The sequence below is a fragment of the Limnohabitans sp. 2KL-17 genome (genome assembly GCF_003063415.1).
GTDB lineage: Bacteria > Pseudomonadota > Gammaproteobacteria > Burkholderiales > Burkholderiaceae_C > Limnohabitans_A.
Map to the genome: position 1 here is coordinate 27,194 of NZ_NESK01000001.1, position 25,995 is coordinate 53,188.

Genomic DNA, 25,995 nt, shown 5'->3' on the forward strand with positions numbered 1-25,995 from the left:
ATTCAATTAACCGAGAACGACGATGACTGTGACTGTTGAAACCCTTGAAAAGCTGGAACGCAAGATCACTCTGACTGTGCCCGTGGCGGCCGTCCAGACCGAAGTGGATGCGCGTCTGAAAAAAATGGCCCGCACGGTCAAGATGGACGGTTTCCGTCCAGGCAAAGTGCCCATGAATGTGGTCGCCCAGCGCTATGGCTATTCGGTTCAGTATGAAGTCCTGAACGACAAAGTGGGCGAAGCCTTCTCGCTCGCCGCCAACCAAGCCAAAGTCCATGTGGCGGGACAACCGCGCATTTCTGAAAAAGAAGGCGCCCCTGAAGGTGAGTTGAACTTCGAGGCAATTTTTGAGGTTTACCCCGAAGTCAAGCTCGGCAATCTGTCCGACACCGAAGTTGAAAAACTCACAGCCGAAGTCAGCGATGCCGCTATCGACAAAACCGTCGACATTTTGCGCAAGCAGCGCCGTACCTTTGCCCAACGTGCGCAAGACGCTGCCGCGCAAGATGGGGACCGTGCCACCATCGACTTCGAAGGCAAGATCGATGGTGAAGTCTTCTCGGGTGGTAAAGCCGCTGATTTTCAGTTCATTCTGGGCGACGGCCAAATGCTCAAGGAATTTGAAGCTGCGGTGCTTGGCATGAAGTCAGGCGAAAGCAAGACTTTTCCAATGGCCTTCCCCGCTGACTACCATGGCCAGGATGTCGCTGGCAAAACGGCTGACTTCATGGTCACTGTCAAAAAAATCGAAGCAGCTAACTTGCCCGACGTGAATGAGGCCTTGGCCAAGTCACTGGGCATTGCCGATGCGACCGTGGAAGGTCTTCGCGCCGATATCCGCAAAAACCTCGAGCGCGAGGTCAAGTCCCGCCTGTTGGCGCGCAACAAGCAAGCCGCTATGGATGCGTTGGTCACCAAGGCCGAACTCGATCTGCCCCAGTCCATTGTTCAGTCCGAAATCGAACGCCTCAAAGAGGGCGCCCGTGCAGACCTGAAGCAACGTGGCATCAAGGACGCTGACAAGGCGCCGATTCCCGACGACATCTTCCGCCCCCAAGCCGAGCAGCGCGTTCGTCTGGGCTTGGTGGTGGCCGAAGTTGTGCGTGGCAACACCTTGCACGCCAAGCCTGAACAAATCAAAGCCCACATTGAAGAATTGGCGGCCAGCTACGAGCGTCCGGATGATGTGGTGCGTTGGTACAACAGCGACAACCAGCGTCTGGCTGAGGTTGAAGCGATGGTCATCGAAAGCAATGTGTCTGATTTCGTGCTGGCGCAGGCCAAAGTCGTTGAAAAGGCCATCACTTTTGAAGAGTTGATGGGTCAACAAGCTTGATCGTGCTTTGATACCCTTCAGAATGGGGCTTGTGCCGGGCTTGCAGTTCGGCTCACAAGCCCCATCTCTTTGGTAGGTTTGAAAACTTGTTTAAAGTCATTCTGAAATTCTTGGAGAAATGATGAGCACACTGGACATCACAAATTTGGGCATGGTTCCCATGGTCATCGAGCAGTCGGGTCGTGGTGAACGAGCCTATGACATCTATTCGCGTTTGCTCAAAGAACGCGTGATCTTCATGGTTGGGCCGGTCAACGACCAGATGGCCAACCTGATCGTCGCCCAGTTGCTGTTTCTCGAGAGCGAAAATCCTGAAAAGGACATTTCGTTGTACATCAACTCCCCTGGCGGTTCCGTCAGCGCCGGCATGGCGATTTACGACACAATGAACTTCATCAAGCCCGATGTATCGACCTTGTGCAATGGCATGGCCGCCAGCATGGGTGCCTTTTTGTTGTCTTCAGGGGCCAAAGGCAAGCGCTTCTCGTTGCCCAATTCCAAGATCATGATTCACCAGCCCTTGGGCGGTGCACAGGGGCAGGCCACTGAGATCGAAATCGCCGCGCGCGAGATTGTCAAGACCCGGGCCCATTTGAACCGCATCATGGCCGAAAATACCGGTCAGCCTTTGGACAAGATCGAACTCGACACGGAGCGCGATTATTATTTGTCTGCAGCCGAGTCGAAAGACTATGGCTTGATTGATGAAGTGATCTCCAAACGGGCTTGAGTTTGGCCGGTTAATTGGGCTTCCAGGCTGACGGCGTTTGCCCCTTAAGGGTGAGCGCCGTTTTTCTTTCGTTATCATTGTTCAATTCCGGATACCAAGGCGACTTTTATGGCCGACAAAAAAGGCTCAACTTCTGAGAAAAACCTGTTCTGCTCTTTTTGTGGAAAAAGCCAGCACGAGGTCAAAAAACTGATAGCGGGGCCATCGGTCTTTATCTGCGATGAATGCATTGATTTGTGCAACGACATCGTGCGCGATGAACTTTCCACCACCAACCTGGCAGAAGGCGCTAAAGAGGGCCTGCCGACCCCGTTGGACATCAAGACAAACCTTGATAACTATGTGATTGGCCAGGAAAAGGCCAAGCGCAGCCTGGCGGTGGCGGTGTACAACCATTACAAGCGCCTCAAGCACAAAGAGGGCGCCAAGAAAGACGACGTCGAGCTGGCGAAAAGCAATATCTTGCTGATTGGCCCCACAGGCTCTGGCAAGACCTTGCTGGCCCAGACCATGGCGCGCATGCTTGATGTCCCTTTTGTGATGGCTGACGCCACCACTCTGACCGAAGCCGGTTACGTGGGCGAAGATGTTGAAAACATCGTCGCCAAGTTGTTGCAAACCTGCAATTACGATGTCGAACGTGCTCAGCGCGGCATTGTCTATATTGACGAAATTGACAAGATCACCCGCAAGTCGGACAACCCGTCAATCACCCGTGATGTTTCGGGCGAAGGCGTGCAACAGGCTTTGCTCAAGTTGGTTGAAGGCACGATGGCCAGCGTTCCTCCTCAGGGTGGCCGCAAGCATCCCAACCAGGACTTTTTGCAGATCGACACGACCAACATACTTTTCATATGCGGTGGCGCCTTTGCCGGGCTTGAAAAAGTCATTGAAAACCGCACCGAATCCGGTGGTATCGGCTTTGGTGCCACGGTCAAAAGTAAAAAACAACGATCCTTGACCGAGGTTTTCACCGAAGTCGAACCGGAAGATTTGATCAAGTTCGGGCTCATTCCCGAACTTGTTGGCCGCTTGCCTGTTGTGGCGACCCTGGCCGAATTGACCGAAGACGCCTTGGTGCAAATCCTGACCGAGCCCAAAAATGCGGTGGTCAAGCAGTTCACCAAACTTTTGGCCATGGAAGGCGTAGAACTCGAGGTTCGCCCCAATGCACTGAGCGCTATCGCACGCAAGGCACTCGCCCGCAAGACGGGTGCCCGAGGTTTGCGATCTATCATGGAGCAAGCCTTGATCGACACGATGTTCGAATTACCCAATACGGTCAATGTTGAAAAAGTGGTGGTGGACGAGTCCGTCATCGACGACAACAAACCACCGCTGCTGGTCTACCGCGAGTCGGCCAAACAGGCCTGACAAACACAGGAGATGCTGTGGTCGATACCTTTTCTGTTGGATGGGTTGAAATCGTGGCACTTGCATCCATGTGAAGTTGAATTGAATTGAGGGATACACCATGTCTGGACACACACCTTTGCCACCCACCCCGATCGAACTGCCCATGTTGCCTTTGCGCGACGTGGTGGTGTTCCCTCACATGGTGATTCCCTTGTTTGTGGGTCGCCCCAAAAGCATCAAAGCGCTGGAGTCGGCCATGGCTGCCGAGCGCCGCATCATGTTGGTGGCCCAAAAAACCGCTGCCAAAGATGAGCCCGCCATTGACGACATGTTCGATGTGGGTTGCGTGTCGACCATATTGCAAATGCTGAAACTGCCTGACGGCACGGTCAAGGTGCTCGTAGAGGGGCAGCAACGTGCCCTGGTGAAGTCCATTGTGGACGGCGAGGTTCACTTTGTGGCCACGGTCATCCCGGTGGATCCAGTGGCCGAACAAGCCGAGCCCAGCAGCGAAATTGAAGCCCTGCGCCGTGCAGTGATGCAGCAGTTTGACCAATACGTCAAACTCAACAAAAAAATCCCTCCTGAGATCCTGACATCCATCTCCAGCATCGATGATGCGGGCCGTCTGGCCGACACCATTGCCGCTCACCTTCCCCTCAAACTCGAGAACAAACAGCAGGTGCTGGATCTGGCAAGCATCAAGTTGCGCCTTGAAAACCTGTTCTCCCAACTCGAACACGAAGTCGACATTCTGAATGTGGACAAACGCATCCGGGGGCGCGTCAAGCGTCAGATGGAGAAAAATCAGCGCGATTTTTACCTCAATGAGCAAGTCAAGGCCATCCAGAAAGAACTGGGAGAGGGTGAGGAAGGCGCCGACATTGAGGAAATAGAAAAGAAAATCAAAGCAGCCAAAATGTCCGTCGAAGCCCGCAAAAAGGCAGACGGTGAGTTGAAAAAGCTGAAACTGATGTCCCCCATGTCGGCCGAAGCTTCGGTGGTGCGCAACTATCTGGACGTGCTCGTGGGGCTGCCTTGGGGCAAAAAAACCAAGCTCAAGCACAACCTGACCAACGCCGAAGAGGTGTTGAACCAAGACCACTACGGCTTGGACAAAGTCAAAGACCGAATTCTTGAATACCTTGCAGTTCAGCAGCGCGTAGACAAGGTCAAGGCGCCTATCTTGTGCCTGGTGGGGCCGCCCGGTGTGGGCAAAACCTCGCTGGGTCAATCCATTGCCAAGGCAACGGGGCGCAAATACGTGCGGATGGCCTTGGGTGGTATGCGCGACGAGGCCGAAATTCGGGGGCACCGTCGTACTTACATTGGCGCATTGCCAGGAAAAGTGCTGCAAAACCTGAACAAGGTCGGAACCAAGAACCCCTTGTTCTTGCTCGATGAGATCGACAAGCTGGGTACAGACTTTCGAGGGGACCCCTCCAGTGCGCTGCTTGAGGTACTTGACCCTGAGCAAAACCATACGTTTGTCGACCATTACGTTGAGGTCGACTTTGACCTGAGCGATGTGATGTTTGTGGCAACCTCGAACTCGATGAACATCCCATCGGCCCTTTTGGACCGGATGGAGGTGATTCGTCTGTCGGGTTACACCGAAGACGAAAAGACAAACATCGCGATGAAGTATTTGTTGCCTAAACAGTTGGCCAACAACGGCGTCAAAGAATCCGAGTTGAAAGTGACCGAAGAGGCTGTACGCGATGTGGTGCGTTACTACACGCGTGAAGCCGGGGTCCGCTCACTCGAACGCGAACTCGGCAAGATTTGCCGAAAAGTCGTCAAGGCACTGCTGCTCAAGCAAATGAAGCCTCAGGTTCAGGTCACGGAGGACAACCTGAACGATTTTTTGGGTGTTCGCAAATACACCTATGGCCGAGCTGAGCAAAAGAACCAGGTCGGTCAGGTTGTCGGCTTGGCGTGGACTGAGGTGGGTGGAGATTTGCTGACCATCGAAGCAGCGCTGATGCCAGGAAAAGGGGTCATCACCCGCACAGGCTCATTGGGCGATGTGATGAAAGAATCCGTTGAAGCCGCACGCACTGTGGTGCGCAGCCGTTCCCGTCTTCTGGGGATCAAGGATGAGGTTTTTGAAAAGAAAGACCTGCACATCCACGTGCCCGATGGCGCGACGCCCAAAGACGGTCCCAGTGCGGGTGCCGCCATGACCACATCGATGGTGTCGGCCATGACGGGTATTCCAGTTCGAGCAGATGTCGCCATGACTGGCGAAATCACCTTGCGCGGTGAAGTGACTGCCATCGGTGGCTTGAAGGAAAAACTGCTGGCAGCTTTGCGCGGTGGCATCAAGACGGTGTTGATCCCTGAAGACAACGTGAAAGACCTTCAAGACATTCCCGAGAATGTCAAAAACGGTCTTGAGATCGTGCCCGTGAAGTGGATTGACCAAGTGCTCGACATCGCATTGGAAGCCAAGCCCGTTCCATTGAGTGACGAAGAGGTTGCCGCTGCGGCATTGTCCGCTGTACCTGCCACGGTCAAAGCCGAGGCGGTTAAGCATTGAAGCAAAATTTTTGGATCAGATCCAAAGTCGTCCCGAATTTGCTTTAGAATTCAGGCTCTCTGACAAGTTGGTCGTGATGATCGGCTTGTCTGAAATGCGGGAATAGCTCAGTTGGTAGAGCGCAACCTTGCCAAGGTTGAGGTCGCGAGTTCGAATCTCGTTTCCCGCTCCAAACAAAGAAAGAAGTGCCAACATCTTTCAAACAAAAAGGGAAGCTCATGCTTCCCTTTTTGCTTTCTGCGCATACCCGGTCCGGCGTGGCGCTCACCACTTGCAAACTTCACAATGCCGTTTCATGCCGTGAATGGAAATGGCTTGTGATCCATCGAGTTTTGATTTCGGTTCTTCGTGAAATACGCCCGCAGCCAATGTACAATGTTGACTTGTTTTTGCGGGAATAGCTCAGTTGGTAGAGCGCAACCTTGCCAAGGTTGAGGTCGCGAGTTCGAATCTCGTTTCCCGCTCCAGATTTTCAAAGGTGTGCCAACATCTTTTAGCAAAACGGGAAGTTTATATTTCCCGCTCTGATCTAATACACCTGATTTTGGCGCGATAGCAAAGCGGTTATGCAACGGATTGCAAATCCGTCTAGCCCAGTTCGACTCTGGGTCGCGCCTCCAAAGATTTCTCTGAGAAATCAACAACTTAGCCCACTTATAGTGGGCTTTTTTGTGTCTGCGTTTTCCTCAAGATACTCTACGCCCCCCAAACCCCTGCCATGCGGGCTTCAAGGGTGTTGTTGCCCCTTCAGAACGTTAGCTGCAGAGCCTTGAAGGTCGCCCACAAGATAGCCTGAACGGTCTGACAAAGGGTTTTCACCATCCCGACAAAACAGTTGGCCCCCTAAAGTGAAAAGCCAAGGAGCTTCACCATGTCACCACGTCACACCGCCCCATCTTCAATTCGCCGCAGCCTGAGCCTCATGTTGTTAGCCTGTGGCGCGTTCAGCGGCACAGGGGTTTTGGCCCAGGCTTTTCCAACCAAGCCCTTGCGCTTGGTGGTCACTTTTCCGTCGGGCGGTGCGCCTGACATCTTGGCCCGCCTCTTCAGTGAAAAGGCCCAACTGGGCTTTCCCGTTGTGGTCGACAACAAGCCCGGCGCAGGCGGCAACATCGGGGCTGACAACGTGGCCAAGTCGGTGGGTGACGGCCACACTGTCGTGATGGGCACTGTGGGCACTCATTCGATCAATGGGGCGCTGTACGAAAAAATGCCTTACGACATGGTCAAGGATTTCAGCCCGATTTCTTTGATTGCATCGGCCCCAAACCTGCTGGTGGTCAACAACGCACTGCCTGTCAAAAGCGTGCCGGAATTGATCAGTTACATGAAGGCCAACCCGAACAAGTTGTCGTTCGGCTCACCGGGCATCGGCACCTCGGTGCACGTGTCCGGCGAATTGTTCAAATCGCTCACGGGAACCAGCATGACGCATGTGCCCTACAAAGGCCGGCAATACGCGATTCCTGATTTGATGGGGGGCAGCATTCAGCTCATGTTTGACAACATGCCCTCGGCTTTGCCCATGGCCAAGGAAGGCAAAATCCGGGCTTTGGCACAGACCACCGCCACACGCTCGCCTGCCGCCCCGGATGTGCCTACCGTCGCCGAATCCGTTCCGGGATTTGAAGCTACCACCTGGTTTGCCATGTTTGCCCCGGCCAATGTGCCCCGTCCCATCATCGACAAACTCAACGCCGAAGTCGTGCGGGTGTTCAAGCTGCCCGAAGTTCAGGAACGCCTGAAAACACTGGGCCTGGACCCGGTGCTGTCCAGCCCGGATGAACTGGCTCGCTACCAGGCCACTGAAATTGCCAAATGGGCCAAGGTCGTCAAGGATTCTGGCGCGAAGGCCCAATAAATTCGTACATCAACGAAATACTTGGCCTTCGCAAAGGGCATCAAACGGTCGACTGACTCAGTGCTTGTGCAAGGCGAAAGCGCAACGCTACGTCGTTGGCCGATTTGAAAAATGCCAAGCTTCGGGGGATCACATTGGGGCAGCGTCCATAATCAATCCCCTTTGGTGTTCACATGCACGCGTTGAGTGAACCCGGATCCCCTCGAAATAGCCACAAGATGACCCACGAATTGAATCCCGAAAATGTATTGAATAAAACAGCGATGTGTGTGCCCTGCTCGGGCATTCAGCGCAACTGGCGCAGGGCGCCCGGACATGCAGAGTTGGTGCAAGGCGCCAACCGCAAAGAGCAGCGTGCATCAGGCCAGGTCAACATCACCCAGTACCGCTGTGACCGTTGCGGTACAGCCTGGGAATATGAGAACAACAAAACAGACCAGCGCGCTGGATGGACGGTCGTGGGCCCATAAACAGGGGTGTGCCAAGAACCGGGGCCTCATCAGCAGGCCCGGTTGGATTCAAGCCACAGGGCTCAGGCGGTGGCTTCGAGTTGTGAGCTCAGTTCAAGCCAGCGCTCTTCCAGCGTTGCCACTTCATCGGCCAAGGCTTTCAGGCGGCGACCTGCATCGGCCATTTCGGTCGGGAGCATGCTGGTGGTGAGCCGCTGCTCCAGCTGACTCTTTTCCAGGCCGATGCTGGCCATGCGTTGCTCGTTTTGTTCGAGTTCACGTTTCAAGGGCCGTGTTTGAGCGGTCTGCTGTTGGCGCTTTTGGGCATCCAGCTTGCGCTGCTCGGCGTTGCTGAGCATGGGGTTATCGGCCAATACGGGTGCCGCTGGCGTGGCAACGGCCATGGCCACCGCTGGCACTGCGATCGCGCTGGCCAACTCGCGGGCCGAGTTCTTGGCCGCTTCGCGCAGTCGCTTGGATTCATCCAGCAAATAGCGCTGGTAATCGTCCAGATCGCCGTCAAACGGATCCACTTTGCCGCGTCCGACCATCCAGAATTCATCACACACGGCACGCAGCAATGCGCGGTCATGGCTGACCAGCATGACGGTGCCTTCAAACTCGTTGAGGGCCATCGACAAGGCTTCGCGTGTGGCCAGGTCCAGGTGGTTGGTGGGTTCGTCCAGCAGCAGCAGGTTGGGGCGCTGCCACACGATCATGGCCAGCACCAGGCGTGCTTTTTCGCCACCGCTCATGGTGCCCACGGTCTGCTTGACCATGTCGCCACTGAAGTTGAACGTCCCCAGGTAGTTGCGAAGATCTTGTTCTCGGCTCGGCTCGCCGCTGTTGGGCCCGAGCTCTTTGGCCAGTCGGATCATGTGTTCCAGCGGGTTGTCTTGTGGGCGAAGCACGTCGAGTTCTTGCTGGGCAAAATAGCCGATGTTCAGTCCTTTGCCCTCGGTAAGCGTGCCCGCCAGCAGCGGCATGGTGCGCGCAACGGTTTTCACCAGGGTCGATTTGCCCTGGCCGTTGGCACCCAAAATACCGATCCGTTGCCCAGCCAGTACCGATTTGCTAACGCCTTGCAGGATGGCTTTGGGTTCATCGTCCACGGTGTAACCAAAATTGGCTTCGCTGATGGCCAGCATGGGGTTAGGCAGATTGTTGGGTTCCTTGAAGCCAAAGGTGAATTCGGCATCGGCCAACAAGGGGGCCACTTTTTCCATGCGTTCCAGCGCCTTGACCCGGCTTTGTGCCTGCTTGGCTTTGCTGGCTTGTGCCTTGAAGCGGTTGATGAACTTTTGCAGGTGGGCGATCTTGTCTTGCTGTTTGGAAAATGAAGCCTGTTGCAGCTCCATTTGTTGCGAGCGCAAGATCTCAAACGCGCTGTAGTTGCCGCCGTATCGCGTCAATTTGGCATGGTCGATGTGCAGGGTGACGTCGGTCACCGCGTCCAGAAACTCCCGGTCATGGCTGATCACGATCATGGTGCCTGCGTAGCGCTGCAACCAGGCTTCCAGCCAAACCAGGGCGTCCAGGTCCAAGTGGTTGGTGGGTTCGTCCAGCAGCAAGATATCAGAGGGGCACATCAGGGCGCGCGCCAGCTGCAAGCGCATTCGCCAGCCACCCGAGAAACTGTTCACGGGGTTGTTGAGTTCGTCGACCCGGAATCCCAGTCCCAAAATCAGGGCTTCGGCACGGGGCAAGGCATCATGGTCGCCTGCATCGGCTAGGTCGGTGTAGACGTGCGCCATTTCCATGCCGTCACCGCTGGCCTCGGCAGCCACCAGGCGTTGGCGCAGTTCAGCCAGGCGTGTATCGCCCTCCAATACAAACTCTGCTGCCGCCTGGTCGGTCTCGGGCATGTTTTGCGCCACTTGCCCCATCCTCCAGTTGCGCGGCATGTCAAAGTCGCCGCCATCTTCGTTCAAGGTGCCGTTGAACAGGGCAAACAAGGTGGACTTGCCCGCACCGTTGCGCCCGACCAGCCCGACCTTTTCTCCGGGGTTGAGGGTGACCGAGGCTTGGTCAAGCAGCACTTTGGCGCCGCGGCGAAGGGTAACGTTTTTAAGGTTGATCATGAAAAATGCGTTAGGGAGCGGTCTCCGACCGCGATGAAAATGCTGTTGAACTGTGTGCGGTCAGAGGCCGCTGCTACAGCGATAAAAGTGCTTCACGGGTGATCAGTAAAACCTGGTCATCGCCAGCGCTGGTTTCAAGCCAGACCACTTCCAGGTCGGGAAAAGCGGCTTCAAAGTGTTCACATTCGTGACCGATCTCGAGGATCAGTACCGCGTTTTCGCTCATGCGTGCTGGCGCGTCGCGCAGCAATTGACGGACAAAGTCCATGCCATCTGTGCCACCAGTCAAAGCCAGCGCGGGCTCGGCGCGGTATTCGGCGGGTAATTCGTCCATGCTGGCCTGGCACACATAGGGCGGGTTGCACAGTATCAGATCAAACCGGCCGGGCACGCTGGCCAGGCCATCACTGTGCACCAATTTGACGCGATCTTGCACGCCATGGCGCTCAATGTTGATGGCGGCCACTGCCAGTGCGTCGTCAGAAATATCGGCCCCAGTGACCATCACCTCGGGCCAGGCCAGTGCCGCCAGCACGGCCAGGCTGCCATTGCCGGTGCAAAGGTCCAACACGTGTTGGGTTTGCTCACTCAGCCAGGCGTCGATGGTGCCTTCGGCCAGTACCTCGGCAATCAGGCTGCGCGGCACGATGGCGCGCTCGTCGATGTAAAAAGACACACCCTGCAACCAGGCTTCTCGGGTCAGGTAGGCGGCGGGCTTGCGGGTGGCAATGCGTTCTTCGATCAAGGCCGTGCAGGCTTCAAGCTGTTCAGGTGTGATGGCTTGGTGGGGCAGGGTGTCCAGTTCGGTGTCGAGCGGCAGGCCCAACCGCCACAGCACCAGCCAGGCAGCTTCGTCAAAAGCATTGAGTGTGCCGTGGCCAAAAGCCACGCCTGCATCTTGCAGGCGTTTGGCCAATGGCTCGATCAACGCAAACAGGGTCAATGCGCTCATGCAGACAACCCTGCGTTGAGCTTTTCCAAAGTCCGGCGGTAGATGTTTTTCAGTGGCGCAATGTCGGCCAGTGCCACATGCTCGTTGATCTTATGAATGGTCGCATTAGGCGGCCCACACTCGACCACCTGGGGGCAAATCTGGGCAATGAAGCGGCCATCGCTGGTGCCGCCAGTCGTCGAAAGTTCGGTGGCCAAGCCGGTTTCGTCACGGATGGCCAACTGAACAGCGGCCACCAGCGTGCCTGGCGTGGTCAAAAACGGCAGACCACCGAGGGTCCAACTCAGCGCGTACTCGAGGCCATGCTGGTCCAAAACGGCGAGTAAGCGCTGCTGCAAGCTTTCGGGGGTGGACTCGGTGCAAAAGCGGAAATTGAAATCCACCACGCAGTCGCCCGGGATCACGTTGCCCGCGCCCGTGCCCGCATGGATGTTGCTCACCTGCCAGCTGGTGGGTTGAAAAAAGGCGTTGCCCTCGTCCCAGCGCGTCGACACCAATTCGGCCAGCGCCGGGGCCAGGCGGTGGATCGGGTTGTCGGCCAAGTGGGGGTAGGCGATGTGTCCCTGCACGCCCTTCACGGTGAGCTTACCGCTCAGGGTGCCACGACGTCCGTTTTTGATCATGTCACCGGTTTGCTGCACCGAGGTGGGCTCGCCCACAATGCAAAACTGCGGCGCTTGGCCACGACTGACCAGTTGTTTGCAAACCACCACGGTGCCATCCAGGGCCGGGCCTTCTTCGTCGCTGGTCAGTAAAAAAGCGATGCCCAGTTCAGGGTCGGGTGTGGTGGCGAGAAATTCCTGAACAGCCACCACCATGGCCGCCAGCGAGGTTTTCATGTCGCTCGCGCCCCGGCCAAAGAGCTTGCCATCGCGGTGGGTGGGGGTGAAGGGGTCGCTGTCCCATTGCGTGAGTGGACCGGTGGGCACCACATCGGTGTGTCCCGCAAAAGCCAAAGTCTGTCCTGAACGGCCTGAACGTTTGGCCCACAGGTTGCGGACCCGAAAGTTGTCAGGACCGGAATCTATGAATTCGCAAACAAAGCCAAGTGGCATGAGTGCATCGACGATCAGGTCCATGCACCCTGAGTCATCAGGTGTGACCGATGGCTTCGCGATCAATTGTTCGGCCAGCCGAAGGGTGTTGTGACAAGTGCTCATGCTGAGGCCTTGCTGGGGTTGGCACGCACAAAGCGGGCGATGCGGTGGGCGGCTTCAAGGCATTCGGCGGTGTCGGCCACTAGCGCCATGCGGATGCGGCCTTGCCCGGGATTTTTGCCATTGAATTCACGTGCCAGGTAGCTCCCGGGCAGCACCGTCACGCTTTCGGCCTTAAAAAGGGCTTGGGCGAACGCAGCGTCATCACCTTGCCAAGCTTCAGGCACACCTGCCCAAAGATAAAAGCTGGCATCAGGCAACTTCACATCCAGCACTTCGGCCAACACGGGCGTGACCTGGGCGAACTTGGTTCGGTACAGGTTGCGGTTGTCCACCACATGGCTCTCGTCGCCCCAGGCGGCGATGCTGGCAGCCTGGACCACTGGGCTCATGGCACTGCCGTGGTAGGTGCGGTAGAGCAAAAAGGCTTTGATGATGGCTGCGTCACCCGCCACAAATCCACTGCGCAGCCCGGGCACATTGCTGCGTTTGCTCAGGCTGGTGAAGGTGATCAGGCCTTTAAAGTCGGTTCGTCCCAGCTTGTGGGCCGCTTCCAGGCCGCCTAAGGGTGCTTCTTCGCGGAAATAAATCTCGCTGTAGCACTCGTCCGAGGCGATCACAAAACCGTACTGGTCTGACAGGTCAAACAGCTTTTGCCATTCAGGCAAGGGCATCACCGCGCCTGTGGGGTTGCCTGGTGAGCAAACAAACAGCAGTTGTGTGCGGGCCCAAACCTCGGCAGGCACGCTGTCCCAGTCGATGGCAAAGTTGCGCGCCGGGTCGCTGGGCACGTAATAAGGCGTGGCCCCGGAAAGCAAGGCTGCACCTTCATAAATTTGGTAAAAAGGATTGGGGCTGACCACAGTAGCACCCGTTTGGGTCGGGTCAATCACGGTTTGTGTCAGTGCAAACAACGCTTCGCGGGAGCCGTTGACCGGCAGGATCTGTGTGGCCGCATTCAACACCAGGTTGTGGCGGCTTTTGAGCCAGGCAGCACAAGCCTGGCGCAGGGCCGGTTCGCCCGCTGTGGCGGGGTAGGCCGACAGACCGGTGGTGACAGAAGCCTTGAGCGTTTCCTGAATGAACACCGGGGTGGCATGTTTGGGCTCACCGATGCCCAGACTGATGGGCTTGATGGTGGGGTTGGGCGTAACAGACGAAAACAGTTGTTTCAGCCGTTCAAAGGGATAGGGCTGAAGCTTGGCTAGAAGGGGATTCATACCTCGATTATCCGGGATCATCCGGGCATGCTTGCTGGGTTAATATTGAAGACTGTTCAGACAGCCTGGATTCAGGCTTTTTGCACCGGATGGCGATGTCAGTTTTTCGTCATTTTGTATTCACTTTTTAGATTGTTCTGGCCGCTGTGCGTCTCAATTCCATCAAGCTTTCAGGCTTTAAATCGTTCGCCGAACCGACCAACTTCTTGCTGCCCGGGCAATTGGTGGGCGTGGTCGGCCCCAATGGTTGTGGCAAGTCCAACATCATGGATGCGGTGCGCTGGGTCTTGGGCGAGTCCAAAGCGTCCGAATTGCGTGGTGAATCCATGCAGGACGTTATCTTCAACGGCACCAACACCCGCAAGCCAGCCAGTCGTGCCAGCGTGGAACTGGTCTTTGACAACGCCGATCACCGCGCAGGTGGTCAGTGGGGCCAGTTTGCCGAGATCGCTGTCAAGCGCGTGCTGACACGCGACGGCAACAGCAGTTACTACATCAACAACCAGACTGTGCGCCGCCGTGACGTTCAGGATGTGTTTCTCGGTACTGGCCTGGGGCCCCGCGCCTACGCCATCATCGGCCAGGGCACCATCAGCCGCATCATTGAGTCGCGCCCCGAAGAGCTGCGTCTGTTCCTCGAAGAGGCTGCGGGAGTCTCCAAATACAAAGAGCGCCGCCGCGAGACCGAAAACCGCTTATCCGATACCCGTGAGAACCTGACCCGGGTCGACGACATCCTGCGCGAGTTGAACGCCAACCTCGAAAAACTCGAAAAGCAAGCCGAAGTAGCCTTGCGTTACAACAACTTGCAAGCAGACAGCTCGCTCAAGCAGCATCAGCTGTGGTTTTTAAAACGTCGCGATGCAGAAACCGACCAGGGCCGCATGAAGGCCGATGTGGACAAAGCGGTGAACGACCTGGAGTCACGCATGGCCGATCTGCGCCATGTTGAAGCCGATCTGGAGGCCATCCGACAGGCGCATTACGCGGCGGGGGATCAGGTTAATCAGGCGCAGGGTGCTTTGTACGAGGCCAGCGCCGAAGTGGGGCGGCTTGAAGCCGAAATTCGTTTTGTGGTCGAAGGCCGCCAGCGTGCCGAGCAGCGATTGCAGCAGTTGGTCGCGCAAACGGCTGAATGGGGCACCCGCAGTCAGGATGCGCAAGCCGAGCTGGAAACACTCTCAGAGCAAGCGGCTTTGGCCGAAGACCAGAGCATGACGCTGGCCGCCCAGGTCGAAGACCAGGCCACGGCCTTGCCCGATCTGGAGGAAGCCCTGCGCAAAGCCCAAAACGATGCCAATGCCCAACGCGCCAGTGTGGTGCAGGTGCAGCAGCAAATTGGTGTTTTGGCAGCAGACCAGCGCAACATTGAAGAGCAATCACGCCAACTCGATCAGCGCCGCGAGCGCCTGTTGACCGACCGCAACGCGCTGGCTGCGCCCGATGAAGCCCGCCTGCAATCGCTTCAAGAACAATTGGCTGCGGTCGAAGCCCAGTCGGCGGAGTCCGAGGCCCGTTTGCACGATTTGCAAGAACAAGTTCCCGCTTTGGACGAAGACCGCCGCACGCGCCAAAAGGCCGTCAACGAAGAGTCTGCGCGTCTGGCTGATTTGAGCGCCCGCATCGAAGCACTCAGGGCCTTGCAGGAAAAAGTCCGCACAGACGGTAAGCTCAAACCTTGGCTGGTGAAACACGGCATGGATGGGCTGGAGGGCTTGTGGAGCCGCATTCACATTGAGTCGGGTTGGGAAAATGCCCTTGAATCGGCCCTGCGTGAACGCCTGTCAGCGCTGGAGGTGTCGCGCCTGGACATGGTGCGCGCTTTTGCAAACGATGCACCGCCTGCCAAACTGACATTCTTCAGCCCGCCCTTGGTGTCTTTGGCGGTCACTGACCCATCGCGTGGCTTGCCCGGCAGCTGCCGCCCCCTGGCAGATTACCTGCGCATTTCCGATGCCGGACTGCTGGCATTGCTGACCGACTGGCTGCAAGGGTGCTTCACCGCCCCCAGCATGGAAGACGCGCTGACTTGGCGCAGCCAGCTCAAGCCCGGCGAGACCCTGCTGGTGCAAGCGGGCCATGCTGTGGACCTGAACAGCGTGGTGTTTTACGCCCAGGATTCGGAGCAAGCGGGTTTGCTGGCGCGCGCTCAGGAGATTGAAAACCTCGACAAGCAGCAGCGCGCCCAAACCCTGATATCTGAAGAAAGCCGCAGCGCCCTGATTCGGGCTGAAGCGGCTTACGCTGATGCCTCGCAGCGGCTGATCATCGTGCGACGCGAAGCCAGCGAAAGCCTGTCTCGTGCGCACGAAGTGCAAGTTGAAACCCTGCGTTTGTCACAGTTGGTCGCGCAAACCCGTGCCCGCAGCGAACAAATCAGCAACGATCTGGCCGAAGTCGAGGCCTTGCTCGATGAGTTGCAAGAACGCCGGGTCACCGCAGAAGCCCGCTTTGAAGAGCTGGATATGCAGTTAGCTGACACCCAGGAACGCCATGCCCAACTGGATGAGCGCGTCATTCAGGCCGAGCGCAAGCTGGCCGAATGCCGTGAACAACAACGCAGCCTGGAGCGTCGCGCACAGGAAGCCCAGTACTCGCAGCGCAGCCTGGATGCCCGCCGCGCCGAGTTAAACCGGACCATCGAGACGGCGCACCAACAAGTCAGCAGCATCGACGCCGAAATGCAGCGTGCCCGCGATGAGTTGAGTCGCCTCACCGATGCCGCAGCGCAAGCCGGTTTGCAAAACGTCCTGGCTGTCAAGATGGAGCGAGAGCAAGCCCTGGCTGCCCGCCGCAGTGCCTACGATGACCTGACTGCCAAGTTGCGCGCAAGTGATGAGCGGCGTGTCGGCTTCGAACGCGAACTGGACCCCTTGCGCCAGCGCATCACTGATTTGCAACTCAAGGAACAAGCCGCGCGCCTTGGCCTGGAGCAGTACGCACAACTTTTGGCCGATGCCCAGGCTGACCTCGATGCCGTCGCCCTGTCCATTGAAGTGGGCCAGGTACGCGTGACTGGCTTGCAAGGTGAAATCGACCGCATCCACCGGGAAATCACGGCTCTGGGTCCAGTCAATTTGGCCGCATTGGAAGAGCTGACCACATCCCGCGAGCGCAAGACCTTCCTGGATGCCCAGTGCGCCGACCTGACCGATGCCATGAACACGCTGGAAGACGCGATCCGGAAGATCGATACCGAAACCCGCGAACTGTTAGGCGGCACCTTCAAGATTGTCAACGAGCACTTCAGCCGCATGTTCCCCGAGCTGTTTGGCGGTGGCAACGCCCGCCTGGTCATGACCGGGGACGAAATTCTGGATGCGGGTGTGCAAGTGCTGGCGCAGCCCCCGGGCAAGAAGAACCAGACAATTCATCTGCTGTCTGGCGGTGAAAAAGCCCTGACTGCGATCGCACTGGTGTTTGCGATTTTCCAGCTCAATCCCGCACCGTTTTGCTTGCTCGACGAAGTCGACGCGCCGCTGGACGATGCCAATACCGAGCGCTATACCAAGTTGGTCAAGAGCATGGGCAAAGAAACCCAGTTCCTGTTCATCAGCCACAACAAGATCGCCATGGAAATGGCCGAGCAATTGATTGGCGTGACCATGCAGGAGCAGGGCGTGTCACGCATTGTGGCTGTGGACATGGAATCCGCAGTGTCTATGGCCGACGAGGCCTGAGGTTTTTTTTATGTTCGATTCAATGAGTTCATTGCAGTTGAGTTTGGCCGCAGTCGGTGCCCTCACGCTGGGTGTTGTGGTGCTCTACAACTATTGGACATCCCAAAAGAATGTGCCGCGACAGGCTGACCCCCAAATTGAGCCAGTCGGGGCCGCGTCAGATGTTCAGGATCAGCAGGCCGTTGAGCCGACTGAACCTGTTTTGACCGATGATTTCGCCAGCTTGCCTCAGCCTGAGCGCAAACCCCAACTCGATGCCCTGATCGATGTCATTGCCACCATCGAGGTGGACCACCCCGTCTCCGGTGATGCGGCTTTGGCAGCTTTGCCTGTAACGCGCCGGGTGGGCACCAAGCCATTTCATGTCGAAGGTTGCAGCGATTTGACAGGGGAGTGGGAGGCCTTGGTGGCTGGGCGTCGTTACTCGGCTTTCCAGGCGGGTGTTCAGTTGGCCAACCGCGTGGGAGCCCTCAACAACATCGAGTTTTCCGAGTTTGTGGTGAAAACCCAGGCATTTGCAGATGCTGTGGGGGGCACGCCCAACTTCAGCGACATGCTGGAAGAAGTGGCGCGTGCACGCGAGCTTGACCAGTTCGCCAGTGCCCACGATGCCCAGTTGAGCTTTACCTTGTGCGCCAGAGCTTCAGCCTGGAGCCCTGGCTACATCCAGCAGCATGCGGCGCGATTGGGTTTTGTGGCGGGCGTGATCCCCGGCCGTATGGTCTTGCCTTCGGCCATGGTGGGTTTGCCCCCTATTTTGTCTTTGACTTTTGACACCCAGGCCGCCATGGCCGAGGACCCGGCCTTGTCGGCGATCCGAGAGTTTTCTCTCAGCCTGGATGTGCCGCAAATTGACCGTGAAGACCAGCCTTTTGAGCTCTTGCGCGAGGCGGCCCGCCTGCTAGCAGAGCACATGGATGGTGTGGTAACCGATGGCAACGGGCAGATTTTGGGCGAAGAGGTCTTGGACCAAATTGCCAACGATCTGCAGCAGTTGTACGACGCCCTGGGGGCGCGTGAATTGTCGGCAGGAACGCCACAAGCACGCCGCCTTTTTTCCTGATCTGGGCGCACATCACATGTCCCACCCGGACCTGTTTGGCGAACTGCCACCAGGCGATCCTGCCAATTCAAGCGCATTGATTTCGACAGTGTCACCTGTCCACAAAGCTGCCCAGTTGAGGGGTTTGCTGCACCACCATACGCACGCTTATTACACGCTCGACGCCCCTGAAATCCCGGATGCTGAATACGACCGATTGTTTCGTGAATTGCAGGCGATCGAATCGGCCCACCCCGAGCTTGTGACCCCCGACTCGCCTACCCAGCGTGTGGGTGGCAAGGTGCTGGATGCCTTTGCGGCAGTGCGCCACCGCGTGCCCATGCTCAGCATTCGCACTGAAACAGACACCGAAGCCTCTGGTGCCGAGGCCTTTGACGCCCGCATCCGCAAGGAACTCGGCTTGACCGATTCGGAACCGCCTGTTCGGTATGTGGCCGAGCTGAAGTTTGATGGGCTGGCCATGAGCCTGCGCTATGAAAACGGCGTATTGGTTCAGGCTGCTACTCGGGGCGATGGCGAAACCGGGGAAGAGGTCACTGCCAACATCCGCACCATTGGACAGATTCCTTTGCGACTGCCACCCGATGCCCCTGCCGTGCTGGAGGTGCGAGGTGAGGTGTACATGCGCCGTGATGATTTTGAAGCGCTGAACGAACGCCAACGCCAACGCATCGCAGCGGGCATCAAGGGTGAAAAAACCTTTGTCAACCCGCGAAACGCTGCCGCTGGCGCTGTGCGTCAGCTCGACTCGGGCATTGCCGCAGAGCGTCCTTTGAGCTTTTTTGCCTATGGCTTGGGTGACATCACTCCGGCTGAACAGGGTGGCCCGCAATGGACCACACACTTTGACATGTTGCAGCAACTCAAAGTCTGGGGCTTTCCGGTGGCCGAGCAAACGGCCTGCGTGCAAGGCGCAGCGGGCCTGGTGGCTTTTCACCAGCGCATGGCCGCTGAGCGCGATGCATTGCCATATGACATTGATGGCGTGGTTTACAAGGTCAATGACCTGGCCTTGCAAGCCCGCTTGGGCTTCGTAACCCGTGAGCCGCGCTGGGCTGTGGCCCACAAATACCCGGCGCAAGAAGAAATGACCACGGTGTTGGCCATTGATGTGCAAGTGGGCCGCACGGGCAAGCTCACGCCAGTGGCCAAACTCGCCCCTGTTTTTGTGGGAGGCGTGACGGTGACCAACGCCACGCTGCACAACGAGTTGGAGGCTCGTCGCAAGGATGTGCGGGTGGGCGACACGGTCATCGTGCGACGCGCCGGTGACGTGATTCCTGAAGTGGTGTCGGTGGTGTTGGATCGCCGACCAGCCCATGCAGCCCAGTTCACCATGATGACCCATTGCCCCGTGTGCGGTAGCTTGGCCGAACGGGAAGAAGGCGAAGCCGACCACCGCTGCACGGGCGGGCTTTTTTGCAGCGCCCAGCGCAAGCAGGCCATCTGGCATTTTGCGCACCGGCGTGCCATGGACATCGAAGGTCTGGGTGACAAACTGGTGGACCAATTGGTCGACTCGGGTCAGGTCAAAACGCTGGCGGACCTGTACCACCTGAAGCTGCACAACTTAGCCAACATGGAGCGTATGGCTGAAAAATCAGCAGTCAATCTCCTTGAAGCGCTAGAAAAATCAAAGCAAACCACACTGGGCCGCTTTTTGTTCAGTCTGGGCATTCGCCATGTGGGCGAGGCCACGGCCAAAGAACTGGCCCGACACTTTGGCCAGCTTGAAGCCATCATGTTGGCGAGCGAAGAAGCACTGCTGCAAGTGCCCGATGTCGGGCCCGTGGTGGCGCACAGTATCCGCACCTTTTTTGACCAGCCGCACAACCGCGAAGTGGTGCAAGCCCTGCGCGAAGCTGGCATTCAATGGCCTGAAGGCGAGGCCTTGGCCCCGACTGAAATGCCGTTGTCGGGCATCACGGTGGTGCTGACGGGAACGCTGCAAAGCATGGGCCGTGACGAAGCCAAAGAAAAACTCGAAGCTCTGGGGGCCAAAGTGGCCGGCTCGGTCAGCAAGAAAACCCACTATGTGGTGGCTGGCGCCGAGGCGGGCAGCAAGCTCGACAAGGCCAAAGAGTTGGGTGTGCCGGTGCTGGACGATGCAGGACTGGCTGTGCTTTTGACGGGAGAAAAACCATGACCGTGCGTGACATCCTCAAAATGGGCGATGCCCGCCTGCTGCGTGTGGCCCAGCGTGTGCAGGAATTCAACACGCCCGGGTTGCACGCCCTGATTGCCGACCTGCGCGAGACCATGGCGGCTGTGAATGGTGCCGGCTTGGCTGCGCCGCAAATTGGTGTCGATTTGCAGGTGGTCATCTTTGGCAGTGCAGCGGTAAATCCGCGCTACCCGGATCGTCCGGTGGTACCGCGTACCGTACTCATCAACCCGGTGATCACGCCTTTGGGCGTGAGTGAAGAAGAAGACTGGGAAGGCTGTTTGTCGGTGCCCGGTTTGCGCGGTGTCGTGCCGCGTTGGTCGTGCATCCGTTACACCGGCTTTGACGAATGGGGACAAACCATCGATCGCACGGTCGATGGTTTTCATGCCCGTGTGGTGCAACACGAGTGTGACCACCTGATCGGCAAGCTCTACCCGATGCGGGTGCGTGATTTCACAAGGTTTGGGTTCACTGAAGTGCTGTTTCCCGATATCAGTGCAGCCGAGGACGACTGACCAAGCTGAGCCATCGCCAAAGCACTCAAGCGGGGAGGGCATTGCTTTGTAAGAGTCAACGCGGCCCTTGTCCTTAAAGCCCCTTCAACTTCTCCAGTGCGGCCATCAGCGTTTCATCTTTTTTGGCAAAGCAGAACCGGATGACTTTTTGGTCAAAGCCATTGCCGTAAAAGGCCGACAGTGGGATGGCGGCAACGCCAATTTCGGTGGTGAGCCATTTGCAGAAGTCGGCATCGTTCAGGTTTTTCTCTGGCACTTTCAGGCCGGAGATGTCCACGCATTGAAAGTAAGTGCCCTCGCCGGGTAACAATTTGAATTGGGTTTGCGCCAGACCTTGGCGGAACAAATCGCGTTTGCGTTGGTAAAACGCAGGAAGCCCCAGGTAATGTGCAGGCTCTGCCATGTAGCGGGCCAGTGCATGTTGCATGGGGGTGTTCACGGTGAACACGTTGAACTGGTGCACTTTTCGGAACTCGGCCGTGTACGCTGCCGGGGCAGTCACTGTACCGACTTTCCAGCCTGTCACGTGGTAGGTCTTGCCAAAGCTGGACACGATGAAGGCACGGGCGGCCAGGCCGTCAAAGTGTGCTGCGCTCCAGTGCTGGTTGGGTTCATAGACCATGTGCTCGTAGACCTCGTCGCTGATGAGCACGATGTCGGTCGGGGCCAGAATGTCCTGCAAGGTCAGCATGTCTTGCTTTGACCAGATCATGCCGCTGGGATTGTGTGGCGAGTTGATGAGGATGGCCCGTGTTTTGGGCGAGATGGCGGAGCGGATTTTGTCAAAGTCAGGCCTGAAGGTGCCAGGTGTCAGGGGCACACGCACCAGGACACCGCCCGCCAGTTCAATGTTGGGGACATAGCTGTCATAGCAGGGCTCAAGCACGATCACTTCGTCACCCGGGTGAACAATCGCCAGCACGATGGTGAGAATGGCCTGGGTGGCGCCGGCGGTCACGGTGATTTCGCTGGCCGGGTCATAACGTCGGCCATAAAGCGTTTCGATTTTGCGTGCCACGGCTTCGCGCAAAGGGGCCACGCCGGTCATGGGCGGGTATTGGTTCAGGCCTTCACGCATGGCATCGTTGACCAGGTCCAGCAGTTTGGGGTCACACGGAAAATCAGGGAAGCCCTGGCCCAGGTTGACCGCGTTCTTTTCAGCGGCCAGGGCCGACATGACCGTGAAAATGGTGGTGCCCATGTGGGGCGCTTTGGAAACGAGAATGGGGCTTCGAGCGTTCATGATGAGATGGGGGGAGTTAAAACAGCAAAAATCGTGGGGGACTCAAAGTTCGTAGTCGTTCACATGCCCGTTCATGGCTTTGGTGATCAGCGGCGCGGTCAGGCGGTCGCTCAGTAATTCGGCGAAATGGTAAACAAACTGGCGCAAATAAGCACCACGTTTGAACGCGACACGCGCCACGTTCATGCCCAGCAGCGTGCCCAGGGGCCGGACCGCCAGGTCTTTGATCGGATCGTCTTTCACCGCCATCTCCGCCACGATGCCAATGCCCAAGCCCAGACGGACGTAAGTCTTGATCACGTCCGAGTCGATGGCCTCCAGTGCGATCCGGGGGTGCAGTTTTTTGGCGGCAAAGGCTTGGTCAATTCGTCCACGACCGGTAAATGACGGGTGGTAAGTGATGATCGGCTCACTGGCAATGTCCTCAAGTGACAGATGCTCTTTTTTCGCTAAAGGGTGGTCCAGCGGCAAGACCAGCACGTGTTGCCACTCGTAGCAAGGCAGGGTCACCAATTCCTCGTAAGCTGAAAGTGACTCTGTGGCGATGCCGATTTCGGCGGTGTCGTCCAGCAGCATTTTGGCCACTTGGTCTGGCGCACCTTGGTGCAGGCTGATGTTGACCTTGGGGTATTTTTCGCGCAGCTTGGCCACGGGCATGGGCAGCACATAGCGCGCCTGGGTGTGGGTGGTAGCGATCGACAAGGTGCCATTGTCTTGGGCGCTGTACTGGTCGCCAATCTTGCGCAGGTTGCTGACTTCGCGCAGGATGATCTGAATGCTTTCCAGCACATGTTGGCCGGGTTCGGTGATGCGTTTGAGCCGTTTGCCGTGACGGGCAAAGATTTCTATGCCCAGTTCTTCCTCCAGCTCAATGATGGCTTTGGACACGCCGGGCTGTGAGGTGTGCAGGGCCTTTGCTGTTTCAGTCAGATTCAGGTTTCGGCGTGCCGCTTCTTGGACAAAGCGAAATTGGTGCAGGTTCATACATTTAAAAGCATATAGATAGTCGTAATTATGCGTTAAATGTCTATGTGGAGGAGGGCAGCCCGGTGGCAATCTCAGCCATCAACCGGGTCATGGCCGGGTGTTCGCCAATGGCGGGCAGCAGCTCAAATTGGACCTGGGGGTAGGCCGCGATCAGACCGGTGACCAACTGTGGCAAGTCTTCGCGGGCATGTCTGCCAACCCCGAGAAACATGGGCACGATCCGGACATGCGTTTTGCCTTGCATCATCAAGGCTTCCACCGTGCTTGGCAGGTCGGGGGCTGTCAGCTCCAGAAAAGCGCATTCAACAGCCAAGCCGGGCCAGCGCTGGGTCATTTGCAGAGCCACAGCGTCAATGGGCAGCCGCCAGAGCGGGTCGCGAGAGCCGTGGGCGAACAAGATCACACCTGTTTGCGTTGAAAAGCTTGTCGTCATTGTCGTAACACCATCCACCAAAACCCCAGCAAGGAAATCGCGCTGTAAATCAGTGCTGGTGCCGCAGCGGTCAGCCAGGGCTGCCAGTTTTGCAAAACGCCCGCAAAGCTGAAGACATTGTTCAGCAGTGAAAAGCTGATGCCTGCCAAAACGCCGGCAAAGACATGCCCAGCAATCTGGCCTGAGCGAAAGTGCAAGTAGGCGAATGGCAAGGCCATGACCAGCATCACAAGGCAACTCAAGGGGTAGAAAACCTTGCGCCAGAACTCGATTTCGTAACGCTGGGCATTTTGATTGTTGCTTGACAAATGGCGTACGTACTTGAAAAGCTCCCAAGTTCCCATGTGGTCAGGACTGAGCACGGCTGCAGCCACCATGTCGCCACTGATCTCGGTGGGCCAAACCAAGGTGGCATACGTGACGGATCGGAATTGGAGGGTTTTTTGGCCGTCAATTGGAACGATTGACTTTTGTTCGGCTTGTTGCAGTTCCCACGCATCCTGGCCGATCTGTGCCTTTGGCGCCGTGGTGATGGCCAGCAACTGTCCGGCTTCGTTGAATTCATGAATCCTGACGTTTTGCATGTGGCTGATGCCGTCAAAGCTGCGGACGTTGACGGCAAAGTGGCGGCTTGCCTGGCGTTCTTTGAGCCAAGCCCCCGTCTGGCCCACGGTCAGGTTGCCTTGAAACTGGGCTTTGATCAGGACGCCTTGTCGATCGGCCCAAGGGGCTGCGTAATCGCCCATCAAAAAAGTCACGAGAACAAAAAAGACCCCCAGTTGAAGCAAGGTGCCCAAGGCCTTGAGCGGCTCAAGCCCGCCAGTGCGCAAGATGGTGAACTCCGAGCTTTGCGCCAGCCGAGCCATGACAAAAATACAGCCAATCAGCACCGAAATGGGCAGCAGCTCGTACAGGTGTGTCGGTGACTTGAGCGCCACATACAACAAGGCATGCTGAAGTTTGTAGCCCTGGCTGGCCAGCCGAGCCAAATTTTGCAATTCATCAACTAGGTCAAAAAAGAGGAACAAGGCTAAAAAGCCAAACGTCACAAAAGCCACGGCCCGGATGATTTCGCCATGCAATAAGCTGCGAACGGTTTTCATGCTGCACCCTTGCTGGATGCTGTGCGGGCAGGAATTAAAAAGCGCCAGGACACATTGAAGTGCCTCGCCGCAATCCAAAGCACGGCGAGCACGAACACGCCACCATGCAAAGTCAGCATGAATGACGCAACGCTCCAGCGCCCCGTGCTGATCCAGCTTTGGCCCACGTTGACCATGTTGTAGTAAGCGATGAAAACAAACAAAGCCAGGCCCAGGTGGTAACTTCGCCCGACCCGGGGGTTGACCGTCGAAACCGCCAGTGCAATCAACAACAAATTGATGCCTGCCAGACCCAGGCCCAGACGCCAGGAGAGTTCGGCCAAATTTTCACGGTTGGGTTTTTTGATCAGGTCCCAGGTCGGGGTGTGGCGACTGGTGAAAGCAAAATCAGACAGATTGACTTTGTCATCGATCAGCAGTTCGTAGTGTTCAAACTGGGTCAGGCGGGTTTCACCCGTCTCGCGGTTCGTCAGCCACTGCTGCCCTTTTTCGAGGATCAGGAATCTGTCATTGCCAGTCAGCTCAATGCGACCTTGTTGCGCCGTGGTGACGCTTTCCATGATGCCGTCCTGGCTGGAGATGAAAACATGGCGGCCAAAACGGTTGTTCGGGGTGTCCTTGTCGATGAAAAACACACGTTGGCCCCCGGAGGACTCCTGAAACTGGCCGGGTGCAACCCGTTCGATATCGTTTCTTTTTTCAAACCGCTGTTTGAGATCCTGAATTTGCTGGTTGCTCCAGGGCCATGCAAACAAGGCCAGCAAGGTCATAATCAACAACAGGGGCCAAGCAAAGCGAAAGAGGGGCCGGACAAAATGCCCCAAACCTTGTCCGCTGGAAAACCAGATCACCATTTCGCTGTCGCCGTACATGCGGGAAAGCGTGGCCACCACCGTGATGAAAAGACTCAAGGTGATGATTGTGGTGAGTTGGCTGAGCACACTGAAGCCCATGACCAGCAAAACCTCGGAGGGGTTGACACTCCCTCTGCTGGCTTGGCCCAAGGTCCGGATCAGGATGATGGTGATCACGATGGTGACCAACACCACCAGCGTGGCTCCGAAATTACGGGCAAGGTCTTTGCGTAAAGAAGAATGGAATAACATCGGTGGGAAGGAAA

19 protein-coding genes and 3 tRNA genes are annotated in these 25,995 nt (G+C 57.1%); 13 read left to right on the plus strand and 9 right to left on the minus strand.

Annotated elements, in window-relative coordinates; translation table 11 throughout:
• Nucleotides 1–22: 22 nt before the first annotated feature.
• From tig to B9Z45_RS00190, 9 genes are all read left to right on the plus strand, one after another.
• Nucleotides 23–1,336, plus strand: coding sequence for a trigger factor (gene tig / locus B9Z45_RS00150; RefSeq protein WP_108405216.1), 1,314 nt, complete (start codon nt 23–25; stop codon nt 1,334–1,336).
• A gap of 121 nt (nt 1,337–1,457) precedes the next feature.
• Nucleotides 1,458–2,066: an ATP-dependent Clp endopeptidase proteolytic subunit ClpP gene (clpP, locus tag B9Z45_RS00155; protein WP_108405361.1), complete on the plus strand. Its 609-nt coding sequence runs from the start codon at nt 1,458–1,460 to the stop codon at nt 2,064–2,066.
• A 108-nt stretch (nt 2,067–2,174) separates the two neighbouring features.
• Complete coding sequence (gene clpX, locus B9Z45_RS00160) at nt 2,175–3,440, plus strand: ATP-dependent Clp protease ATP-binding subunit ClpX (protein WP_108405217.1); 1,266 nt, start codon at nt 2,175–2,177, stop codon at nt 3,438–3,440.
• A 100-nt stretch (nt 3,441–3,540) separates the two neighbouring features.
• Complete coding sequence (lon, locus tag B9Z45_RS00165; RefSeq protein WP_108405218.1) at nt 3,541–5,964, plus strand: endopeptidase La; 2,424 nt, start codon at nt 3,541–3,543, stop codon at nt 5,962–5,964.
• A gap of 96 nt (nt 5,965–6,060) precedes the next feature.
• Nucleotides 6,061–6,136 (plus strand) — tRNA-Gly (locus B9Z45_RS00170).
• Between the two features lie 219 nt (nt 6,137–6,355).
• Nucleotides 6,356–6,431: transfer RNA gene (locus B9Z45_RS00175), tRNA-Gly, on the plus strand.
• Between the two features lie 79 nt (nt 6,432–6,510).
• Nucleotides 6,511–6,584, plus strand: a tRNA-Cys gene (locus B9Z45_RS00180).
• Between the two features lie 251 nt (nt 6,585–6,835).
• Nucleotides 6,836–7,825, plus strand: a complete 990-nt coding sequence (locus B9Z45_RS00185; RefSeq protein ID WP_108405219.1) for a tripartite tricarboxylate transporter substrate binding protein — start codon at nt 6,836–6,838, stop codon at nt 7,823–7,825.
• A gap of 218 nt (nt 7,826–8,043) precedes the next feature.
• Nucleotides 8,044–8,295 carry a hypothetical protein gene (locus tag B9Z45_RS00190; RefSeq protein WP_108405220.1) on the plus strand — a complete coding sequence of 84 codons (252 nt, stop codon included), beginning with the start codon at nt 8,044–8,046 and terminating at the stop codon, nt 8,293–8,295.
• Nucleotides 8,296–8,357: 62 nt separating this feature from the next.
• Here the strand turns inward: B9Z45_RS00190 and B9Z45_RS00195 are convergent, their stop codons facing one another.
• The 4 genes from B9Z45_RS00195 to dapC form a co-directional block, all read right to left on the minus strand.
• Nucleotides 8,358–10,355, minus strand: coding sequence for an ABC-F family ATP-binding cassette domain-containing protein (locus B9Z45_RS00195; RefSeq protein ID WP_108405221.1), 1,998 nt, complete (start codon nt 10,353–10,355; stop codon nt 8,358–8,360).
• 73 nt (nt 10,356–10,428) lie between these two features.
• Nucleotides 10,429–11,307, minus strand: a complete 879-nt coding sequence (gene prmB / locus B9Z45_RS00200) for a 50S ribosomal protein L3 N(5)-glutamine methyltransferase (RefSeq protein WP_108405222.1) — start codon at nt 11,305–11,307, stop codon at nt 10,429–10,431.
• Nucleotides 11,304–12,467, minus strand: coding sequence for a succinyl-diaminopimelate desuccinylase (dapE, locus tag B9Z45_RS00205; protein WP_108405223.1), 1,164 nt, complete (start codon nt 12,465–12,467; stop codon nt 11,304–11,306). The genes prmB and dapE overlap by 4 nt, the downstream gene beginning before the upstream one ends.
• Nucleotides 12,464–13,684, minus strand: a complete 1,221-nt coding sequence (gene dapC / locus B9Z45_RS00210) for a succinyldiaminopimelate transaminase (RefSeq protein WP_108405362.1) — start codon at nt 13,682–13,684, stop codon at nt 12,464–12,466. Before dapC ends, dapE begins: the two co-directional genes overlap by 4 nt.
• Before the next feature lie 146 nt (nt 13,685–13,830).
• Here dapC and smc point away from each other — a divergent pair, with 146 nt between their 5' ends.
• The 4 genes from smc to def are packed head-to-tail and all read left to right on the plus strand — an operon-like array spanning nt 13,831 to nt 21,109.
• Nucleotides 13,831–17,364: a chromosome segregation protein SMC gene (gene smc, locus B9Z45_RS00215; RefSeq protein WP_108405224.1), complete on the plus strand. Its 3,534-nt coding sequence runs from the start codon at nt 13,831–13,833 to the stop codon at nt 17,362–17,364.
• A gap of 22 nt (nt 17,365–17,386) precedes the next feature.
• Nucleotides 17,387–18,427 carry a cell division protein ZipA C-terminal FtsZ-binding domain-containing protein gene (locus B9Z45_RS00220; RefSeq protein ID WP_108405225.1) on the plus strand — a complete coding sequence of 347 codons (1,041 nt, stop codon included), beginning with the start codon at nt 17,387–17,389 and terminating at the stop codon, nt 18,425–18,427.
• A gap of 16 nt (nt 18,428–18,443) precedes the next feature.
• Nucleotides 18,444–20,573 carry an NAD-dependent DNA ligase LigA gene (gene ligA, locus B9Z45_RS00225; protein WP_108405226.1) on the plus strand — a complete coding sequence of 710 codons (2,130 nt, stop codon included), beginning with the start codon at nt 18,444–18,446 and terminating at the stop codon, nt 20,571–20,573.
• Complete coding sequence (def, locus tag B9Z45_RS00230; RefSeq protein ID WP_108405227.1) at nt 20,570–21,109, plus strand: peptide deformylase; 540 nt, start codon at nt 20,570–20,572, stop codon at nt 21,107–21,109. The genes ligA and def overlap by 4 nt, the downstream gene beginning before the upstream one ends.
• Nucleotides 21,110–21,182: 73 nt before the next feature.
• On the opposite strand, the gene B9Z45_RS00235 is transcribed toward def, so the two are convergent.
• Genes B9Z45_RS00235 through lptF form a run of 5 tightly spaced genes read right to left on the minus strand, consistent with a single transcriptional unit; the run spans nt 21,183 to nt 25,981 of the window.
• Nucleotides 21,183–22,352 carry a pyridoxal phosphate-dependent aminotransferase gene (locus tag B9Z45_RS00235; RefSeq protein WP_108405228.1) on the minus strand — a complete coding sequence of 390 codons (1,170 nt, stop codon included), beginning with the start codon at nt 22,350–22,352 and terminating at the stop codon, nt 21,183–21,185.
• A gap of 42 nt (nt 22,353–22,394) precedes the next feature.
• Entirely contained in the window at nt 22,395–23,336 is a 942-nt protein-coding gene (locus tag B9Z45_RS00240) for a CysB family HTH-type transcriptional regulator (protein WP_108405229.1), read from the minus strand.
• Between the two features lie 43 nt (nt 23,337–23,379).
• Nucleotides 23,380–23,772 carry a sirohydrochlorin chelatase gene (locus B9Z45_RS00245; protein ID WP_108405230.1) on the minus strand — a complete coding sequence of 131 codons (393 nt, stop codon included), beginning with the start codon at nt 23,770–23,772 and terminating at the stop codon, nt 23,380–23,382.
• Entirely contained in the window at nt 23,769–24,875 is a 1,107-nt protein-coding gene (gene lptG / locus B9Z45_RS00250; protein ID WP_108405231.1) for an LPS export ABC transporter permease LptG, read from the minus strand. The genes B9Z45_RS00245 and lptG overlap by 4 nt, the downstream gene beginning before the upstream one ends.
• Nucleotides 24,872–25,981, minus strand: coding sequence for an LPS export ABC transporter permease LptF (lptF, locus tag B9Z45_RS00255; protein ID WP_108405232.1), 1,110 nt, complete (start codon nt 25,979–25,981; stop codon nt 24,872–24,874). The genes lptG and lptF overlap by 4 nt, the downstream gene beginning before the upstream one ends.
• Nucleotides 25,982–25,995 lie beyond the last annotated feature (14 nt).

Coding starts and splice junctions, on each gene's coding strand:
- tig (WP_108405216.1), top strand. CDS start 23: ATGACTGTGACTGTTGAAACCCTTGAAAAGCTGGAACGCAAGATCACT.
- clpP (WP_108405361.1), top strand. CDS start 1,458: ATGAGCACACTGGACATCACAAATTTGGGCATGGTTCCCATGGTCATC.
- clpX (WP_108405217.1), top strand. CDS start 2,175: ATGGCCGACAAAAAAGGCTCAACTTCTGAGAAAAACCTGTTCTGCTCT.
- lon (WP_108405218.1), top strand. CDS start 3,541: ATGTCTGGACACACACCTTTGCCACCCACCCCGATCGAACTGCCCATG.
- B9Z45_RS00185 (WP_108405219.1), top strand. CDS start 6,836: ATGTCACCACGTCACACCGCCCCATCTTCAATTCGCCGCAGCCTGAGC.
- B9Z45_RS00190 (WP_108405220.1), top strand. CDS start 8,044: ATGACCCACGAATTGAATCCCGAAAATGTATTGAATAAAACAGCGATG.
- B9Z45_RS00195 (WP_108405221.1), bottom strand. CDS start 10,355: ATGATCAACCTTAAAAACGTTACCCTTCGCCGCGGCGCCAAAGTGCTG.
- prmB (WP_108405222.1), bottom strand. CDS start 11,307: ATGAGCGCATTGACCCTGTTTGCGTTGATCGAGCCATTGGCCAAACGC.
- dapE (WP_108405223.1), bottom strand. CDS start 12,467: ATGAGCACTTGTCACAACACCCTTCGGCTGGCCGAACAATTGATCGCG.
- dapC (WP_108405362.1), bottom strand. CDS start 13,684: ATGAATCCCCTTCTAGCCAAGCTTCAGCCCTATCCCTTTGAACGGCTG.
- B9Z45_RS00220 (WP_108405225.1), top strand. CDS start 17,387: ATGAGTTCATTGCAGTTGAGTTTGGCCGCAGTCGGTGCCCTCACGCTG.
- ligA (WP_108405226.1), top strand. CDS start 18,444: ATGTCCCACCCGGACCTGTTTGGCGAACTGCCACCAGGCGATCCTGCC.
- def (WP_108405227.1), top strand. CDS start 20,570: ATGACCGTGCGTGACATCCTCAAAATGGGCGATGCCCGCCTGCTGCGT.
- B9Z45_RS00235 (WP_108405228.1), bottom strand. CDS start 22,352: ATGAACGCTCGAAGCCCCATTCTCGTTTCCAAAGCGCCCCACATGGGC.
- B9Z45_RS00240 (WP_108405229.1), bottom strand. CDS start 23,336: ATGAACCTGCACCAATTTCGCTTTGTCCAAGAAGCGGCACGCCGAAAC.
- B9Z45_RS00245 (WP_108405230.1), bottom strand. CDS start 23,772: ATGACGACAAGCTTTTCAACGCAAACAGGTGTGATCTTGTTCGCCCAC.
- lptG (WP_108405231.1), bottom strand. CDS start 24,875: ATGAAAACCGTTCGCAGCTTATTGCATGGCGAAATCATCCGGGCCGTG.
- lptF (WP_108405232.1), bottom strand. CDS start 25,981: ATGTTATTCCATTCTTCTTTACGCAAAGACCTTGCCCGTAATTTCGGA.